We start from the raw sequence: 16,087 nt of genomic DNA, 5'->3' as shown, positions 1-16,087 counted from the left end.
CGCCTGAGTTGCAACGCAAGCGCCGCATTCGCGCGCTCAAGGATCGCTTCACCCGCTGGTACGTCCTCGTCGGCGGCCTGGCGGTGCTGGCAGCCATCACCCTGATCTTCTTCTTCCTCGCCTATGTGGTTGCGCCGTTGTTCAAAGGTGCTGACCTGACCGCGAAAGATGCAATCACCCCGGCCTGGATGCAGGACGCCGGCAAGCCGCTGATGATTTCGCTCGAAGAGCAGAATCAGGTGGCCATGCGCGTTTCCGACAAGGGCCAGGCGCTGTTCTTCGACATCGACAGTGGCGCTGAATTGAAGCGCGTCGATCTGCCTTTGCCGGCAGGCACCAGTGTGACCTCCATCGGCGAAGACCAGCCGGGCCATCCGCTGGTGGCCGTGGGCCTGTCCAACGGTCAGGCGCTGGTGTTCCGTCACACCTATAAAGTCAGCTACCCGGAAGGCAAGAAAACCATCACCCCGGCGATCGAGTTCCCGTACGGCGAAGCGCCGATTGCGCTGAACGAGAGCGGCGGTGCACTGGAGCACGTCAGCCTCAACGCCACCGACTCGACCCTGATGCTGGTCGGCTCCACCGGTTCGCAACTCAATGTGTTGTCGCTGACCAGCGAAGAAAACATGATGACCGGCGAAGTCACCAACGAGCAGAAGCGTATCGATCTGCCGCAGATGACCGAGCCTGTGAAAAACATCTTCGTCGACCCGCGCCAGCAGTGGCTGTACGTGGTCAACGGGCGTGCCCAGGCCGACGTGTTCAGCCTGCGCGACAAGAGCCTCAACGGTCGCTACAAATTGCTGGAAAACGGCGAAGCCGAAGTCACTGCCGCCACCCAACTGGTGGGTGGCATCTCGCTGATCGTCGGCGATTCCAAGGGTGGCCTGGCCCAGTGGTTCATGGCTCGCGACACCGATGGCGAGCTGCGCCTGAAGCAGATCCGCACCTTCCAGATGGGCACCACGCCGATCGTTGAAATTACCGCTGAGGAGCGTCGCAAAGGCTTCCTGGCCCTGGACGCCAGCGGCAAGCTCGGCGTGTTCCACAGCACCGCGCATCGCACCCTGCTGGTCGATCAGGTGGTCGAAGGCCAGGGCCTGTTCGGTCTGTCGCCACGGGCCAACCGCGTGATCGTCGAAGCCGGCGGCAAGCTGCAACCGCTGCTGCTCGACAACCCGCACCCGGAAGTGTCGTGGAGCGCGCTGTGGAGCAAGGTCTGGTACGAGAACTACGACGAGCCTAAATACGTCTGGCAATCGACTGCGGCCAACACCGATTTCGAGCCGAAACTGAGCCTGTCGCCACTGACTTTCGGCACCCTGAAAGCCGCGTTCTACGCGATGCTGCTGGCTGCTCCGCTGGCCGTCGCCGCTGCGATCTACACCGCGTACTTCATGGCCCCGGGCATGCGCCGCAAGGTCAAGCCGGTGATCGAGCTGATGGAAGCGATGCCGACGGTGATCCTCGGCTTCTTCGCCGGTCTGTTCCTCGCACCGTATGTGGAAGGGCACCTGCCGGGTATCTTCAGCCTGCTGATGCTGCTGCCGATCGGCATTCTGCTCGCCGGGTTCACCTTCAGCCGCCTGCCTGAATCGATCCGCCTGAAAGTCCCGGACGGCTGGGAAAGTGCGCTGCTGATCCCGGTGATCCTGTTCGTGGGCTGGCTGTCGCTGTACATGAGCCCGTTCATGGAGAACTGGTTCTTCGGCGGTGACATGCGCCTGTGGATCTCCCACGACCTGGGCATCACCTACGACCAGCGCAACGCACTGGTGGTCGGTCTGGCCATGGGTTTCGCGGTGATCCCGAACATCTACTCGATCGCCGAAGACGCCGTGTTCAGCGTCCCGCGCGGCTTGACCCTGGGCTCGCTGGCCCTCGGTGCCACGCCGTGGCAGACCATGACTCGCGTGGTGATCCTGACCGCCAGCCCGGGCATCTTCTCGGCGCTGATGATCGGCATGGGCCGTGCGGTCGGCGAAACCATGATCGTGCTGATGGCCACCGGCAACACCCCGGTCATGGAAATGAACCTGTTTGAAGGCCTGCGCACCCTGGCCGCCAACGTCGCGGTGGAAATGCCGGAGTCGGAAGTCGGCGGCAGCCACTACCGCGTGCTGTTCCTCTCGGCGCTGGTGCTGCTGCTGTTCACCTTCATCATGAACACCCTCGCGGAACTGATTCGTCAGCGTCTGCGCAAGAAATACTCGTCGCTTTAAGAAAGGTAGAAGTCTGTGAAACAGAACTCCCTGAAAGGATGGTTCAAGAGCGGCGCCCCCGGCGTCTGGATCAGCGGTGGCGCGGTGTCCATCGCGGTCATCATGACCATTGGCCTGCTGGCGGTGATCGCCGTGCGCGGTCTGGGTCACTTCTGGCCGGCGGATCTGATCCACGCCAGCTATGACGTACCCGGCCAGGGCCAGCATCTGGTCGTGGGCGAAGTGGTGCAGAAAGAAGAAGTGCCGCGCGCCCGTCTGAAGAGCGCCGGCCTGCCGGTGCCTGACGAAGGCCCGGAATTCATGACCCGCGAGCTGATCAAGGTTGGCAACCGTGACCTGAACGGCAACGACTTCACCTGGATCGTCGGCGAGTGGCTGACCAACCAGACGAACCCGCCGGAGCTGATGGCGCTGGAGCGCCGTGAGTGGGGCAACTTCTACGGCTACCTGGTCAACGTCAAGCAGGACGGCAAGGTGATCGCCGAAGGTGAAGCGGCCTGGCCTGAGCTGCAAGCGCGGATCAACCGCGTGAATGGCCTCGCCGCGCAGCTCAAGTCGCTGGAAAAAACCGACATCGGCGCGATCAACGCCGGCCTCGAGCGCATCCGTCTGCACGGTCGCAAACTGGAACTGGAAGGTAAACTCGACGCCACCGCGCAAGCGGACATGGACGCCGAACGTGCCGAGCTGAACGCCCGCTATCAGGACGTCGAAGCCCGTCTGACCGATCTGCACGCACAGTTCAACCGCGACGCTTTGACCGCTCGCGATGCCAACGGCAAGGAAGTCGAAATCGGCCTGGGCAAAGTGGTTCATGCCTACCAGCCGAACGCCATGGGCACGATGACCAAGATCGGTTTCTACTTCAACAAGGTCTGGGAATTCCTCTCCGACGACCCCCGTGAAGCGAATACCGAAGGCGGGATCTTCCCGGCGATCTTCGGCACCGTGATGATGACTTTGATCATGGCGATGATCGTGACCCCGTTCGGCGTGCTGGCGGCGGTTTACCTGCGTGAATACGCCAAGCAGAACACCCTGACCCGGGTTATCCGGATTGCGGTGAACAACCTGGCGGGTGTTCCGGCGATTGTTTACGGCGTGTTCGGTCTGGGCTTCTTCGTCTACGTGCTGGGCGGTTCGCTCGACCGTCTGTTCTTCCCGGAAGCGCTGCCGGCACCGACCTTCGGTACGCCGGGCCTGCTCTGGGCGTCGCTGACCCTGGCACTGCTGGCGGTGCCGGTGGTGATCGTGGCCACTGAAGAAGGTCTGGCGCGGATCCCGCGGACCGTGCGCGAGGGCTCGCTGGCTCTCGGCGCGACCAAGGCTGAAACCCTGTGGAAGATCGTTCTGCCAATGGCCAGCCCGGCCATGATGACCGGCATGATCCTCGCCGTGGCCCGTGCCGCGGGTGAAGTGGCGCCGCTGATGCTGGTGGGTGTGGTGAAACTGGCGCCGTCGCTGCCGGTGGACGGCAACTACCCGTACCTGCACCTGGACCAGAAGATCATGCACCTGGGCTTCCACATCTACGACGTCGGCTTCCAGAGCCCGAACGTCGAAGCCGCACGACCGCTGGTGTACGCCACCGCGTTGCTGCTGGTGCTGGTGATTGCCGTGCTCAACCTGTCGGCAGTGTGGATTCGTAACCACCTGCGCGAGAAGTACAAGGCGCTGGACAGCTGATTTGCAGCACTGATTTCTATGTGGGAGCGAGCTTGCTCGCGAAGGCATCACCGCGGATTCACAGAGACACCGCGTTGCCTGAATCGCCAGCAGGCTGGCTCCCACAAAAAACGAACCGAATTTGTTAGCACAGGGGATCTCCCATGCAGCACGAAACACATACCCACGGCATCAACATGTCTGCCCTGGGCCGCGACAAGCAGAGCCTGAACCTCGAGCAGGAAACCGTGGCCATCGAAGTGCCGGGCCTGAGCCTGTTCTACGGCGACAAACAAGCGCTGTACGACGTCAGCATGAACATCCCGAAACAGCGCGTGACCGCCTTCATCGGCCCGTCCGGCTGCGGCAAGTCCACGCTGCTGCGTACCTTCAACCGCATGAACGACCTGGTGGACGGCTGCCGCGTCGAAGGCGCGATCAACCTGTACGGCAACAACATTTACCGCAAGGGTGAAGACGTGGCCGAGCTGCGTCGCCGGGTCGGCATGGTGTTCCAGAAGCCGAACCCGTTCCCCAAGACCATCTACGAAAACGTGGTCTACGGCCTGCGCATCCAGGGCATCAACAAGAAGCGCATCCTCGATGAAGCCGTCGAGTGGGCACTCAAGGGCGCGGCCCTGTGGGACGAAGTGAAAGACCGTCTGCATGACTCGGCCCTCGGCCTGTCCGGTGGTCAGCAACAGCGTCTGGTGATCGCCCGTACCATCGCGGTGGAACCGGAAGTGCTGCTGCTCGACGAACCGTGCTCGGCACTCGACCCGATCTCGACCCTGAAAGTCGAAGAGCTGATCTACGAGCTCAAATCCAAGTTCACCATCGTCATCGTGACCCACAACATGCAACAGGCAGCGCGGGTGTCCGACTACACGGCGTTCATGTACATGGGCAAACTGGTGGAATTCGGCGACACCGATACCCTGTTCACCAATCCGGCCAAGAAGCAGACCGAAGACTACATCACCGGTCGTTACGGCTAGCAGACACTGGTTGTCGCTCACTGAATTGACGCTTGCACCTTACCGGACGCTCCAAGGACGCCAACATGATTAGTAAAGAAGGCCTTACCCATCACATTTCCGCGCAGTTCAACGCCGAACTGGAAGAAGTGCGCAGCCACCTGCTGGCCATGGGCGGGCTGGTCGAGAAGCAGGTCAACGACGCGGTCACCGCGCTGATCGAGGCCGACTCGGGCCTGGCCCAGCAAGTGCGCGAGATCGACGACCAGATCAACCAGATGGAACGCAACATCGACGAAGAATGCCTGCGCATCCTGGCCCGTCGTCAGCCGGCGGCGTCCGACCTGCGTCTGATCATCAGCATCTCCAAGTCGGTGATCGACCTGGAGCGCATCGGCGACGAAGCGACCAAGATCGCCCGTCGTGCGATTCAGCTGTGCGAAGAGGGTGAAGCGCCGCGCGGTTACGTCGAAGTGCGCCACATCGGCGACCAGGTGCGCAACATGGTGCGTGATGCGCTGGACGCCTTTGCCCGTTTCGACGCCGACTTGGCGTTGTCGGTGGCGCAGTACGACAAGATCATCGACCGCGAATACAAGACCGCCCTGCGCGAACTGGCGACCTACATGATGGAAGACCCGCGCTCTATCTCGCGGGTCTTGAGCATTATCTGGGTACTGCGTTCGCTGGAGCGGATCGGCGACCATGCGCGCAACATCTCGGAGCTGGTGATTTACCTGGTGCGCGGCACCGACGTGCGCCACATGGGCCTCAAGCGCATGAAGGAAGAAGTTGAAGGGACAAGTGGCGAAACCGCTAATGTTCCGGACGATGCTGACGATAAGTAAGATTGCCTGAGAAAAGCGCCCGGCCCTTTGGCCGGGCGTTTTTGTTTCTGCTTTCAGAAAGCGGATCCGAGTTGAAGAGCGAATTAAAAAGCAGCACCCGCGAACGAAAAGTCCCGGCGTGACTGAAGAGTTTTGGCAATGTGCCATCAGCCAGCGTTATGCTTGCCGGGATTTTAATAGGGGTGTTGGATGAGCAAGATCAGTGTGTTGGTCGTGGACGATGCATCGTTCATTCGTGACCTGGTGAAAAAGTGCCTGCGTAATTACTTCCCGGGGATCCGCGCCGAGGACGCCATCAACGGCAAGAAGGCTCAGGCCATGCTGGCCAAGGAAGCCTTCGACCTGGTGCTGTGCGACTGGGAAATGCCGGAAATGTCCGGCCTCGAACTGCTGACCTGGTGCCGTGAGCAGGACAACCTCAAGACCATGCCGTTCATCATGGTCACCAGCCGGGGCGACAAGGAAAACGTTGTGCAGGCGATCCAGGCCGGCGTCACCGGATACGTCAGCAAGCCGTTCACCAACGAGCAACTGCTGACCAAGGTCAAGCAGGCCCTGAACAAGGTCGGCAAGCTCGACACCCTGATGAACAGCGCTCCGACCAAGATGAACTCGGCATTCGGCAACGACTCCCTGAGCGCCTTGACCGGCGGCAAGGCTGCCGTAGCCGGTTCCGCACCGACTGCTGCTGCGGCCAACCCGTTTGCCAAGCCTGCCGCTGCGGCCCCGGCACCTGCCGCCGCGCCACAGCGCGGTCTGCTCAACAGCCCGCCAGTGAAAGCCCCGGCAGCCTCCAGCGCTCCGGCCGGTGGTCGCGGTCAGGGCCAGCTGCGCCTGCCGAGCGGCACCCAGCAATGCGTGATCAAGGCCCTGAGCATCAAGGAAGCGCTGCTGGTGGTGAAACGCACCGACAACCTGCCTCAGGTCCTCGACAGCGCCGTGCTGGACCTTGAGCAGGGCGACAACGCCGAAATCGCCCGCCTCAACGGCTACCTGCACGCCGTCGTCGCCCACGAGCCGAAACCCGACAGCGACTGGTTGCAACTGACCTTCCGCTTCGTCGACCAGGACGCGCAGAAGCTCGACTACATCTCCCGCCTGATCGCCCGCGGCACGGCGCAGAAGCACTTCGTTCCAGGCGCGTAATCTTCGTCGCCTGACATTGATCGTTCCCACGCTCCGCGTGGGAATGCCTCAAGGGACGCTCCGCGTCCCCCCACGCAAAGCGTGGGGACGATCATTCACGCCAATTTGAAACATCTGTCGACTAGCCTGGTCTGCTTCAGCTGCTAGGCTCATTCCCAGGCCTTACTCGACAGAACTTTTGCCCATGCCCCTGCGCCTGCTGTTTTTCTGTGGTCTGTTCATGGCCTCCACCTCGACTGTGGCCATGACGATCTACAAGTCCACCGATGCCAACGGAGTGGTTTCGTACAGCGACCGTCCGAGCAAAGGCTCCCAGGTGTTCGTGTTTCAGGACCGGATGGTCGAGCGCCTTGAGCGCCAGGTCTATCTCGACATCAAGAAGCAGAAGGGCGCGGACGTGGTGTTCGTGCGCAACGACCTGTATGCGCCGGTCGAGGTTGCGCTGGCGTTTACCGGGTTGAGCAACGTGCGTGGCGCGCCGGCGCAAACGATCCGCCGGGTGCTGCCGGCGCGCAGCAATACGCGGCTGGCGCTGCTGACGGCGGTGTCCGGTGGCAAGCCGCTGGTGTACACGCCGATGTTCCAGTATTCCCTCGGTGACCCCGCAGGCGCGGCTCAGGGCTATCGCTATCCGTTTCCGTGGCGGGGCGGGCCGTTCCGTCTGAGTCAGGGCGCCAATGGCGACTACAGCCATTTCGGGCCGAAGAACAAATACGCGATGGACATCGCCATGCCGGTCGGCACGCCGATCATCGCCGCGCGAGCCGGGGTGGTGGTGAAGACCGAGAATTCCCAGAACGGGCGCGGCACCGATCCGTCCGGCAACTTCGTGCGGATATTGCACGACGACGGCACGATGGGCGTGTACCTGCATCTCAAGCAAGGATCGGTGAGTGTGCGGGAAGGTCAGCGAGTGACGGTGGGCAGTCCGCTGGCGCTGTCCGGCAACACCGGCAACAGCAGCGGTCCGCACCTGCACTTTGTGGTGCAGCGCAATACCGGGATGGGGCTGGTGTCGATTCCGTATCAGTTCAACCAGCCGCTGGGGGCGTTGCCCAACTTTGCGTTGGGCAAGCAGTAAACCCCGTCAGTCGAGCATCAGTACCTTGGCCAGAATGATCTTCGGACCTTTCATCTTCTTGATGATGATCCGCAGGCCTTCGACTTCCAGCACTTCTTCCTCTTCCGGCACCCGTTTCAGGGTTTCGTAGATCAGCCCGGCGAGGGTTTCGGCTTCGATGTGGTCCAGGTCGATCCCCAGCAGGCGCTCGACCTTGAACAACGGCGTATCGCCTCGTACCAGCAACTTGCCCGGCTGGTAGGCGAGGATGCCGCGCTCGGCCTTGCGGTGTTCGTCCTGAATGTCGCCGACCAGCACTTCCAGCACGTCTTCCATGGTCAGGTAGCCGATGATGTTGCCGTCGGCTTCTTCCACCACGGCGAAGTGCGAGCCGCCCTTGCGGAACTGCTCCAGCAGCTGCGACAGCGGCATGTGCCGCGACACGCGCTCCAGCGGGCGGGTCAGCTCGGCGAGGTTGAACGACTCGGGAATGTGATCCAGCGCCGCCAGTTCCAGCAGCAGGTCCTTGATGTGCAGCAGGCCGACGAATTCCTTGCGCTCGCTGTCGTACACCGGGTAACGACTGAACTTGTGGCGACGGAACATCGCCAGGATTTCTTTCAGCGGCGCGTTGAATTCGAGCGTAATCAGGTCTTCCCGGGAGTTGGCCCAGTCGACCACTTCCAGTTCGCCCATTTCCACCGCCGAGGCCAGTACGCGCATGCCCTGGTCGCTCGGGTCCTGGCCACGGCTGGAGTGCAGGATCAGTTTCAGTTCTTCACGGCTGTAATGGTGCTCGTGGTGCGGGCCGGGCTCACCTTGCCCCGCTATGCGCAGGATGGTGTTGGCGCTGGCGTTGAGCAGGTAGATCGCCGGGTACATGGCCCAGTAGAACAGGTACAGCGGCACCGCGGTCCACAGCGACAGCAGCTCGGGTTTGCGGATCGCCCAGGATTTGGGTGCGAGCTCGCCGACCACGATGTGCAGGTAGGAAATGATGAAGAACGCGGTGAAGAACGAAATGCCTTTGACGACTTCGGCCGACTGCACGCCGACCGCGCTCAGCAGCGGCTCGAGAATGTGCGCAAACGCCGGCTCGCCGACCCAGCCCAGACCGAGGGAGGCGAGGGTGATACCGAGCTGGCACGCCGAGAGGTAAGCATCGAGCTGACTGTGCACCGTGCGCAGGATGTGCCCGCGCCAGCCGTGCTGCTCGGCGATCGCTTCGACCCGGGTCGAGCGCAGTTTGACCATGGCGAATTCCGCCGCAACGAAGAAGCCGTTGAGCAGAACCAGGATCAGAGCGAAAAGAATCATGCCGAAATCGGCGAATATTGTTGCGAGGGACAAGCCAGGGGAAGGGTCCATGATGGAGTTTTGCGGGTTCCGTGTGATTCGAAGAAAGAAAAATCCGCACCTGAAAAGGCAGGCGCAAGTCAGCCAATGTAGCGGCTGACCTGGCGATTGCCTAGTCCGGCATTACTCAGCGGCGCTGATGACCCGTGCCTGAGCGATCTGGGCCGGAGCGAAATGGCAGGTAAACGTGCTCCCGTGACCGGGCACGCTGCTGATCTCCATCCGTGCGCGATGGCGCAGCAGTACGTGTTTGACGATGGCCAGACCCAGGCCCGTGCCGCCGGTGTTGGAGTTGCGGCTGGAGTCGACGCGGTAGAAGCGTTCGGTCAGGCGCGGCAGGTGTTTGCTGTCGATGCCGATCCCGGAATCCTGCACGCTGAGGTGTGCGCCTTGATCGTCGCCCCACCAGCGAATGCGGATATTGCCTTCGGCCGGCGTGTATTTGACGGCGTTGAACACCAGGTTGGAGAACGCACTGCGCAGTTCCGCCTCGCTGCCCTTGAGCAGAATGCGGGTGTCGGCTTCCAGGGTGATGTGCTGATTCTTTGAGCCGGACAACTGCTGCGCGTCGCTCTTGATCGACTGCAGCAAAGTGTCGATGTGCACCGGCTGATTGTCCGACGGGTAATCGGTGGCTTCCAGCTTGGCCAGCAGCAGCAGGTCGTTGAGCAGGGTTTGCATGCGGCCGCCCTGTTGTTGCATCTGCTGCAGCGCGCGGCTCCAGCGCGGGTTCACTTCCTCGACGTTGTCGAGCAGGGTTTCCAGGTAGCCGCAGATCACCGTCAGCGGCGTGCGCAGCTCATGGGAGACGTTGGCGATGAAGTCCTTGCGCATCTGTTCCAGCTGATGGATGCGTGTGACGTCGCGCACCAGCATCAGGTGTTCGTTGTTGCCGTAGCGCGTGAGGTACATCTGAATGCGCACGCGATCATTGGTCGGCGAGGGGATTTCCAGCGGCTCGGCGTAGCTTTCCTGCTCGAAGTATTCCTTGAAGCGCGGATGACGAACCAGGTTGGTCACGGGTTGACCGCTGTCTTGTGGGGTCTTGAGGCCGAGCAAGGTCTCGGCGGCGCGGTTCCACCATTCCAGATTGCCGTCGCTGTCGAGCATGATCACCGCGTCTTTCAGCGCGGCGGTGGACTCCTGGACGCGGTCGATCACCGCTTGCAGGCGTCCGCGTACCCGTTGGTCGCGGCGTTGCAGATGGTAGATGCTGTCGAACACCTCGCCCCAGAGGCCGTAACCGTCGGGCGGTGCTTCATCGGGTTGGTGCAGGCGCAGCCATTCGTGCAGGCGCAGCAGTTGTTTGAGCGTCCAGGCCAGGTACAGGCCCAGGCCCGCTGCCAGACTCCAGCCGTAGTAGCCGGTGATCAGGCCGATTACCAGGCAGCCGGTGACCAGCAACAGCATGTGGCGAATCAGGGTGCCATGCCAGTTTTGGTTCACGGAAAATGCGGTCCTTGTCTGCGGGGCTGGCGCTCGGCTCAGGCTTTGGTGGAGAACCGGTAGCCGGTGCCGCGCACGGTTTGTACCAGGTTTTCATAGGCGTCGCCGAGGGCTTTGCGCAGGCGCCGGATGTGCACGTCGACGGTGCGCTCTTCAACATAGACGTTGCCGCCCCAGACCTGGTCCAGCAACTGGCCGCGGGTGTAGGCGCGTTCCTGATGGGTCATGAAGAATTGCAGCAGACGGTATTCGGTCGGGCCCATCTCGGCCGGACGGCCGTCGATAGTCACGCGGTGGCTGATCGGATCGAGCAGCAGGCCGCCGACCTCGATTGGCGCTTCGCCATCGGTCGGGCCGGCGCGACGCAGCACGGCCTTCAGGCGCGCCACCAGTTCGCGTGGGGAAAACGGTTTGGTGATGTAGTCGTCGGCGCCGACTTCCAGACCCTGGATCTTGTTGTCCTCTTCACCTTTGGCGGTGAGCATGATGATCGGAATGTCACCGGTCAGCTCGTCACGCTTGAGGCGGCGGGCCAGTTCGATGCCGGAGGTGCCCGGCAGCATCCAGTCGAGCAGAATCAGGTCCGGCTTGCGATCGACGATGATGGCGTGCGCCTGCTGCGAGTTCTCTGCCTCGAGGCAGTCATAGCCGGCCATTTCCAACGCAACGGCGATCATTTCGCGAATGGGCGCTTCGTCGTCGACGATCAGAATGCTCCTGCCAACCATGCCTTAATCCTCTTGTCATTTAACTGTCTTGCGCCGCATTAGATAACGGAATTATTGCAGTCGTGTGACAGTATTTTAGTCCGGCGGCGATTGTGCAAATCCTGAACTAAGCTCTAAGTCCGAATCCTGACAACCACAAAAGAAGGTTTCCATGACTCAATTGACTGCTTCCTTTAAGGCTTTGCTGATGGCTGCCGCCCTGACTCTGCCTGGACTGGCGATGGCGGCCGAGCCGGCCATGATGAAGGACGGAATGATGGTCGACCACAAGGGCATGACGCTTTACACGTTCGACAAGGACAGTGGCGGCAAGTCGATGTGCAACGGCGATTGCGCCAAGAACTGGCCGCCGATGATGGCTCCCGCAGGCGCCAAGGCCGAAGGCAAATGGACGGTGATCAAGCGCGATGACGGCATGATGCAGTACGCCTACGACGGCAAGCCGCTGTATACGTTCGTGAAGGATGAGAAGCCCGGAGAAATGAAGGGCGATGGCATGAAGGACGTGTGGCACGTGGTGCACGAGCACAAATAAACGCAACTCCCCTGTGGGAGCGGGCTTGCTCCCACAGGTTCTGTGGATCAGCGCAACGCGTAATCCAGCACGATCCCGACGAAAATCGCCAGCCCGGCCCAGTGGTTGTGCAGGAACGCCTTGAAGCAACGCATCCGGTCCCGGTCGCGGGTGTACCAGAACTCCCAGGCGTAGCACCCGGCAGCCACCAGCAGGCCGAGGTGGAACCAGATCCCCAGCTCGAACTTCGACCCCGCCAGCAGCAGACAGCCCAGTGACAATGCCTGCAAGGTCAGGATGATCACCCGGTCGGCATCGCCGAACAGGATCGCCGTGGATTTCACGCCGATCTTCAGGTCATCGTCGCGGTCGGTCATCGCGTAATAAGTGTCATAGCCCACCGTCCACAGCAGGTTGGCAATCCATAGCAGCCAGGCTGTGGCCGGCAACTCACCGGTCTCGGCGGTGAACGCCATCGGCATCCCCCAGGAGAACGCCGCGCCCAGCACCACCTGCGGGTAATAGGTGTAGCGCTTCATGAACGGATAAGTGAACGCCAACGCCAGACCACCCAGCGACAGCCAGATTGTCGCGGCGTTGGTGCACAGCACCAGCAGGAAACTCACGCCCATCAGCAGCGCGAAGAACACCAGCGCTTCTTTCGAGCTGATCTTGCCGGCAGCGATAGGTCGCTGCGCAGTGCGTTTGACGTGGCCGTCGACCTTGCGGTCGGCCCAGTCGTTGATCACGCAGCCACCGGCGCGGGTCAATACCACGCCGAGGACGAAAATCACGATATTGGCCAGCGATGGCGAGCCTTTACCGGCAATCCACAGGGCCCAGAGCGTCGGCCACAGCAGCAGATAAATGCCGATCGGCTTGTCCATCCGGGTCAGCTGGATGAAGTCCCAGGCGCGCGGGTTCAAGCGATTCAGGGATTTGAGCAGGCTTTGGTACATCAGCAGTTCTCCGGACGGGCGCGGACGGCTTCCCACAGCGCAGGCAGGAAAATCTCCGCCACCAGTACGCTCAAGGCGCCACGGTCGAAGCGCGAACGGCGGCCCCACAGGCCGGCAGCCCGGGAACCTTCGGGCAGCCAGTGTTCCGGGTAATGGCAGACTTCGATGGCGCGGCGCTGGAAGGCGTGATCGCAGAACAGCAGTTCGCCCAGCGAACGGCTGCCCAGTTCATCCATGTGCAAGCCGTCGCCCTGCAAGGCACTGCGTGACGCCACGCTGCGGGCGAACACCCAGGCCTCGCCATGCCCGCGCAGATAAACCTCGCGCACCCAGCCTTCACTGCCTTCGGCCAGATCCAGCGCCGCGCATTCGTCGTCACGCAGGGTCTGCCAGCCCTCGAACAGCGGCGTTATGCTGAAGCCGTCATCGGACAGGCGCGTCAGCCGGCGGGTCAGGGAACCTTCGTCGAACAGCCAGTCGAGCGTGGATGTGTCGGGGAGGGGTGTCAGTTCGCTTTGCGGGCGCCACAGCGGGTCGTTTGTGTGTTGCACAATGAGTCATTATTGGCAGCAAATGAGGCGGCGAGCTTACCATGGCGAGCCGCGAGTTTGAGTGATCCGGGTCGCCGCTGCGCCGAACAGGCTTGCATCTGCCCGGCCCGATCAGTACAAAACGCCCTGAGCCGGACGGCAGCGCGGCACCATCGACCGTCCGCGCCGGATAAAGCCTGAACCCTGAGGAAGTACCTGAATGAAAAAGTGGCAATGTGTGGTCTGCGGCCTGATCTATGACGAAGCCAAAGGCTGGCCGGATGACGGTATTGCGCCGGGCACCCTGTGGCAGGACGTGCCGGAAGACTGGCTGTGCCCGGACTGCGGCGTCGGCAAGATGGACTTCGAAATGATCGAAATCAACTGAGAAAACATTGAGGAGTAGGGCATGAGCGCACCTGTCGTAATCGTTGGCACCGGGCTTGCGGGTTACAACCTGGCCCGCGAGTTTCGCAAACTCGATGGCGAAACCCCGTTGCTGCTGATTACTGCCGATGACGGTCGTTCCTACTCCAAGCCGATGCTGTCCACCGGTTTTGGCAAGAACAAGGACGCCGATGGCCTGAGCATGGCCGAACCGGGCGCCATGGCCGAGCAATTGAAGGCCGAAATCCGCACCCACACCCGCATCAGCGGCATCGACCCTGGCCACAAGCGGCTGTGGATCGGCGAGGAAGCGGTGAGCTATCGCGACCTGATCCTTGCCTGGGGCGCCGAAACCGTGCGGGTGCCGATCGAAGGCGATGGCGGGGATCTGGTGTTCCCGATCAACGATCTCGAAGACTACGCACGTTTTCGCGAGGCGGCGGCAGGCAAGCGTCGGGTGTTGCTGCTCGGCGCCGGGCTGATCGGCTGCGAGTTCGCCAATGACCTGATTCTGGGCGGCTACGAGGTGCAACTGGTTGCACCGTGCGAACAGGTGATGCCGACCCTGCTGCACCCCGCTGCGGCGGCTGCGGTGCAGGCCGGGCTGGAAAGTCTCGGTGCGCGTTTTCACCTCGGCCCGGTGCTGACCCGTCTGCAAAAAGTGGCTGATGGGCTGGAAGCGCACCTGTCCGACGGCCAGGTCATCCCTTGCGATGTGGTGGTCTCGGCTATCGGCCTGCGTCCACGGATCGATCTGGCGGCGGCTGCCGGTATCCAGACCAATCGCGGCGTGGTAGTCGACCGTCATTTGCAGACCTCTCACGCCAATATTTACGCCCTGGGCGACTGCGCCGAGGTCGACGGGCTGAATCTTCTGTACGTCATGCCCCTCATGAGTTGTGCGCGAGCGCTGGCACAGACTCTGGCCGGAAACCCGACCGTGGTGAATTACGGGCCGATGCCGATCACCGTGAAAACGCCGGTTTGCCCGCTGGTGGTTTCGCCGCCACCACGGGGCCGCGAGGGTGCCTGGACGGTCGAAGGGCAGGGCGCCGACATCAAGGTGCTGTGCCACGACGCCGAAGGGCAATTGCTCGGTTATGCCCTGACCGGTGCGGCAGTGATGGAAAAACTCGCGCTGAACAAACAGCTTCCGGCCTTACTGGCGTAAATACCGGTCGTTCTGTCGGAATCACCCCGCTTTTGCCCCCACAAAGGTCGCGTGGAGACTGGCGCCGCCCTTAACCGCGTGCCATCCTCACTCCCGTCTGCCGCAGAGTAGAGCCTGCGGCGCCTTGGGCGCTGTTCCAACGAGAACAGCACGGACATAACAACAAAAAACCGTCAAAGGGGCTTCACTAATGCGTAAACCAGAACTCGCCGCTGCAATCGCTGAAAAAGCAGATCTGACCAAAGAGCAGGCCAACCGCGTTCTCAACGCCGTTCTCGAAGAAATCACCGGCGCCCTGCACCGCAAGGACAGCGTCACGCTGGTGGGCTTCGGCACCTTCCTGCAACGCCACCGCGGTGCCCGCACCGGTAAAAACCCGCAAACCGGTGAACCGGTAAAGATCAAGGCCAGCAACACCGTTGCGTTCAAGCCAGGCAAATCGTTGAAAGACAGCGTCAATCCGTAATCCACAGCCCGCGTAGCGGGGGAGCGGAATAAAAAATGGGCATCTCGATTGCGGTCGGATGCCCATTTTTGTTGGCTGTTGACCAGCCGAACCGGACTTGGCAGATCGTAATGGCATTTGTCTTGGCCGGTTACCCGTAGGTGGCCAGCACCATTCTGGCGAACTCGTTCTTGCTTGGCTGGTGTCCATAAGATTTCAGGTATTTACGCCACTCGGACTCGAGTATGGGGCTTTCGTATTCGCCCTCCGTCGCCAGATGTGTGGCTGCATCGTCTATCAGGGCCTGGGTGTAATGTTTCGAGGATTTGTTTGCACTGGCCTCCGAAGTTGAAATGAACGGTCCCGCCACTGTGAGAAGCAAGCCGATACCCGTCAGCATTGAGAACTCCAGGGGGCCACCGTTCACCAGGCATCCAATACCAACGCAGCCTTCCGCTCGAACAGAGGTGCTGGTTGTGAGCGTCAGCATGACAACCAGAGCGCATCCAATCCCCGATATTGATTGTTTATTGTGTCTACCGCTCATGATGCTTTTAACGCTCCCTTTATTGATTACGGAATCCTTCGTGCAGCGATTGCACATGACAAGTGACTGGAGGGTGTTTGTGATGC

Annotated in this window: 16 protein-coding genes; 10 read left to right on the top strand and 6 right to left on the bottom strand. The window is 61.6% G+C overall.

Features of this window, described 5'->3' with window-relative positions:
• Nucleotides 1-188 precede the first annotated feature (188 nt).
• From I5961_RS28085 to I5961_RS28060, 6 genes are all read left to right on the top strand, one after another.
• A complete protein-coding gene (locus I5961_RS28085; protein WP_170929696.1) occupies nt 189-2,222 on the top strand; it encodes an ABC transporter permease subunit in 2,034 nt (677 codons plus the stop codon).
• Between the two features lie 15 nt (nt 2,223-2,237).
• Complete coding sequence (gene pstA, locus I5961_RS28080; protein ID WP_085696755.1) at nt 2,238-3,908, top strand: phosphate ABC transporter permease PstA; 1,671 nt, start codon at nt 2,238-2,240, stop codon at nt 3,906-3,908.
• 143 nt (nt 3,909-4,051) lie between these two features.
• Entirely contained in the window at nt 4,052-4,885 is an 834-nt protein-coding gene (pstB, locus tag I5961_RS28075; protein ID WP_085696757.1) for a phosphate ABC transporter ATP-binding protein PstB, read from the top strand.
• Between the two features lie 65 nt (nt 4,886-4,950).
• A complete protein-coding gene (phoU, locus tag I5961_RS28070; RefSeq protein ID WP_085696759.1) occupies nt 4,951-5,712 on the top strand; it encodes a phosphate signaling complex protein PhoU in 762 nt (253 codons plus the stop codon).
• 189 nt (nt 5,713-5,901) lie between these two features.
• The gene (locus I5961_RS28065; protein WP_085702297.1) at nt 5,902-6,858 is read left to right on the top strand and encodes a response regulator; all 957 of its coding nucleotides are present in this window, start codon (nt 5,902-5,904) and stop codon (nt 6,856-6,858) included.
• A 184-nt stretch (nt 6,859-7,042) separates the two neighbouring features.
• On the top strand, nt 7,043-7,939 hold the full coding sequence (locus I5961_RS28060; RefSeq protein WP_085696763.1) for a peptidoglycan DD-metalloendopeptidase family protein: 897 nt from the start codon (nt 7,043-7,045) through the stop codon (nt 7,937-7,939).
• Nucleotides 7,940-7,945: 6 nt separating this feature from the next.
• Here I5961_RS28060 and I5961_RS28055 read toward each other — a convergent pair whose 3' ends face one another.
• The 3 genes from I5961_RS28055 to phoB form a co-directional block, all read right to left on the bottom strand.
• The gene (locus I5961_RS28055; protein ID WP_007954342.1) at nt 7,946-9,286 is read right to left on the bottom strand and encodes a hemolysin family protein; all 1,341 of its coding nucleotides are present in this window, start codon (nt 9,284-9,286) and stop codon (nt 7,946-7,948) included.
• A 111-nt stretch (nt 9,287-9,397) separates the two neighbouring features.
• Entirely contained in the window at nt 9,398-10,684 is a 1,287-nt protein-coding gene (phoR, locus tag I5961_RS28050; protein ID WP_234206561.1) for a phosphate regulon sensor histidine kinase PhoR, read from the bottom strand.
• A gap of 74 nt (nt 10,685-10,758) precedes the next feature.
• Entirely contained in the window at nt 10,759-11,448 is a 690-nt protein-coding gene (gene phoB / locus I5961_RS28045) for a phosphate regulon transcriptional regulator PhoB (RefSeq protein ID WP_003229608.1), read from the bottom strand.
• 151 nt (nt 11,449-11,599) lie between these two features.
• On the opposite strand from phoB, the gene I5961_RS28040 reads away from it, so the two are divergent.
• On the top strand, nt 11,600-11,983 hold the full coding sequence (locus I5961_RS28040; RefSeq protein ID WP_085702298.1) for a hypothetical protein: 384 nt from the start codon (nt 11,600-11,602) through the stop codon (nt 11,981-11,983).
• Nucleotides 11,984-12,030: 47 nt separating this feature from the next.
• Here the strand turns inward: I5961_RS28040 and ubiA are convergent, their stop codons facing one another.
• Both ubiA and I5961_RS28030 read right to left on the bottom strand, forming a co-directional pair.
• Nucleotides 12,031-12,921 carry a 4-hydroxybenzoate octaprenyltransferase gene (gene ubiA, locus I5961_RS28035; RefSeq protein WP_085702299.1) on the bottom strand — a complete coding sequence of 297 codons (891 nt, stop codon included), beginning with the start codon at nt 12,919-12,921 and terminating at the stop codon, nt 12,031-12,033.
• The gene (locus I5961_RS28030; RefSeq protein WP_085696773.1) at nt 12,921-13,472 is read right to left on the bottom strand and encodes a chorismate--pyruvate lyase family protein; all 552 of its coding nucleotides are present in this window, start codon (nt 13,470-13,472) and stop codon (nt 12,921-12,923) included. The genes ubiA and I5961_RS28030 overlap by 1 nt, the downstream gene beginning before the upstream one ends.
• Nucleotides 13,473-13,671: 199 nt before the next feature.
• Here I5961_RS28030 and I5961_RS28025 point away from each other — a divergent pair, with 199 nt between their 5' ends.
• The 3 genes from I5961_RS28025 (at nt 13,672) to I5961_RS28015 (ending at nt 15,475) form a co-directional block, all read left to right on the top strand.
• Complete coding sequence (locus I5961_RS28025; protein ID WP_085696775.1) at nt 13,672-13,839, top strand: rubredoxin; 168 nt, start codon at nt 13,672-13,674, stop codon at nt 13,837-13,839.
• 21 nt (nt 13,840-13,860) lie between these two features.
• Complete coding sequence (locus I5961_RS28020) at nt 13,861-15,009, top strand: NAD(P)/FAD-dependent oxidoreductase (RefSeq protein ID WP_085702300.1); 1,149 nt, start codon at nt 13,861-13,863, stop codon at nt 15,007-15,009.
• Nucleotides 15,010-15,199: 190 nt separating this feature from the next.
• The gene (locus tag I5961_RS28015) at nt 15,200-15,475 is read left to right on the top strand and encodes an HU family DNA-binding protein (protein ID WP_003213368.1); all 276 of its coding nucleotides are present in this window, start codon (nt 15,200-15,202) and stop codon (nt 15,473-15,475) included.
• 130 nt (nt 15,476-15,605) lie between these two features.
• On the opposite strand, the gene I5961_RS28010 is transcribed toward I5961_RS28015, so the two are convergent.
• Complete coding sequence (locus I5961_RS28010) at nt 15,606-15,854, bottom strand: hypothetical protein (RefSeq protein WP_227233940.1); 249 nt, start codon at nt 15,852-15,854, stop codon at nt 15,606-15,608.
• Nucleotides 15,855-16,087: the final 233 nt, after the last annotated feature.

It is taken from the genome of Pseudomonas sp. IAC-BECa141 (genome assembly GCF_020544405.1).
GTDB lineage: Bacteria > Pseudomonadota > Gammaproteobacteria > Pseudomonadales > Pseudomonadaceae > Aquipseudomonas.
This window is presented reverse-complemented; position numbering and strand designations above follow the sequence as displayed.

What these genes read in the sequence shown, in the direction of transcription:
- I5961_RS28040 (WP_085702298.1), top strand. Translation starts at nt 11,600, where the DNA reads ATGACTCAATTGACTGCTTCCTTTAAGGCTTTGCTGATGGCTGCCGCC.
- pstB (WP_085696757.1), top strand. Translation starts at nt 4,052, where the DNA reads ATGCAGCACGAAACACATACCCACGGCATCAACATGTCTGCCCTGGGC.
- I5961_RS28055 (WP_007954342.1), bottom strand. Translation starts at nt 9,286, where the DNA reads ATGGACCCTTCCCCTGGCTTGTCCCTCGCAACAATATTCGCCGATTTC.
- I5961_RS28085 (WP_170929696.1), top strand. Translation starts at nt 189, where the DNA reads ATGCAGGACGCCGGCAAGCCGCTGATGATTTCGCTCGAAGAGCAGAAT.
- I5961_RS28060 (WP_085696763.1), top strand. Translation starts at nt 7,043, where the DNA reads ATGCCCCTGCGCCTGCTGTTTTTCTGTGGTCTGTTCATGGCCTCCACC.
- I5961_RS28015 (WP_003213368.1), top strand. Translation starts at nt 15,200, where the DNA reads ATGCGTAAACCAGAACTCGCCGCTGCAATCGCTGAAAAAGCAGATCTG.
- I5961_RS28010 (WP_227233940.1), bottom strand. Translation starts at nt 15,854, where the DNA reads ATGCTGACGGGTATCGGCTTGCTTCTCACAGTGGCGGGACCGTTCATT.
- I5961_RS28065 (WP_085702297.1), top strand. Translation starts at nt 5,902, where the DNA reads ATGAGCAAGATCAGTGTGTTGGTCGTGGACGATGCATCGTTCATTCGT.
- phoB (WP_003229608.1), bottom strand. Translation starts at nt 11,448, where the DNA reads ATGGTTGGCAGGAGCATTCTGATCGTCGACGACGAAGCGCCCATTCGC.
- I5961_RS28020 (WP_085702300.1), top strand. Translation starts at nt 13,861, where the DNA reads ATGAGCGCACCTGTCGTAATCGTTGGCACCGGGCTTGCGGGTTACAAC.
- phoR (WP_234206561.1), bottom strand. Translation starts at nt 10,684, where the DNA reads ATGCTGTTGCTGGTCACCGGCTGCCTGGTAATCGGCCTGATCACCGGC.
- ubiA (WP_085702299.1), bottom strand. Translation starts at nt 12,921, where the DNA reads ATGTACCAAAGCCTGCTCAAATCCCTGAATCGCTTGAACCCGCGCGCC.
- phoU (WP_085696759.1), top strand. Translation starts at nt 4,951, where the DNA reads ATGATTAGTAAAGAAGGCCTTACCCATCACATTTCCGCGCAGTTCAAC.
- I5961_RS28025 (WP_085696775.1), top strand. Translation starts at nt 13,672, where the DNA reads ATGAAAAAGTGGCAATGTGTGGTCTGCGGCCTGATCTATGACGAAGCC.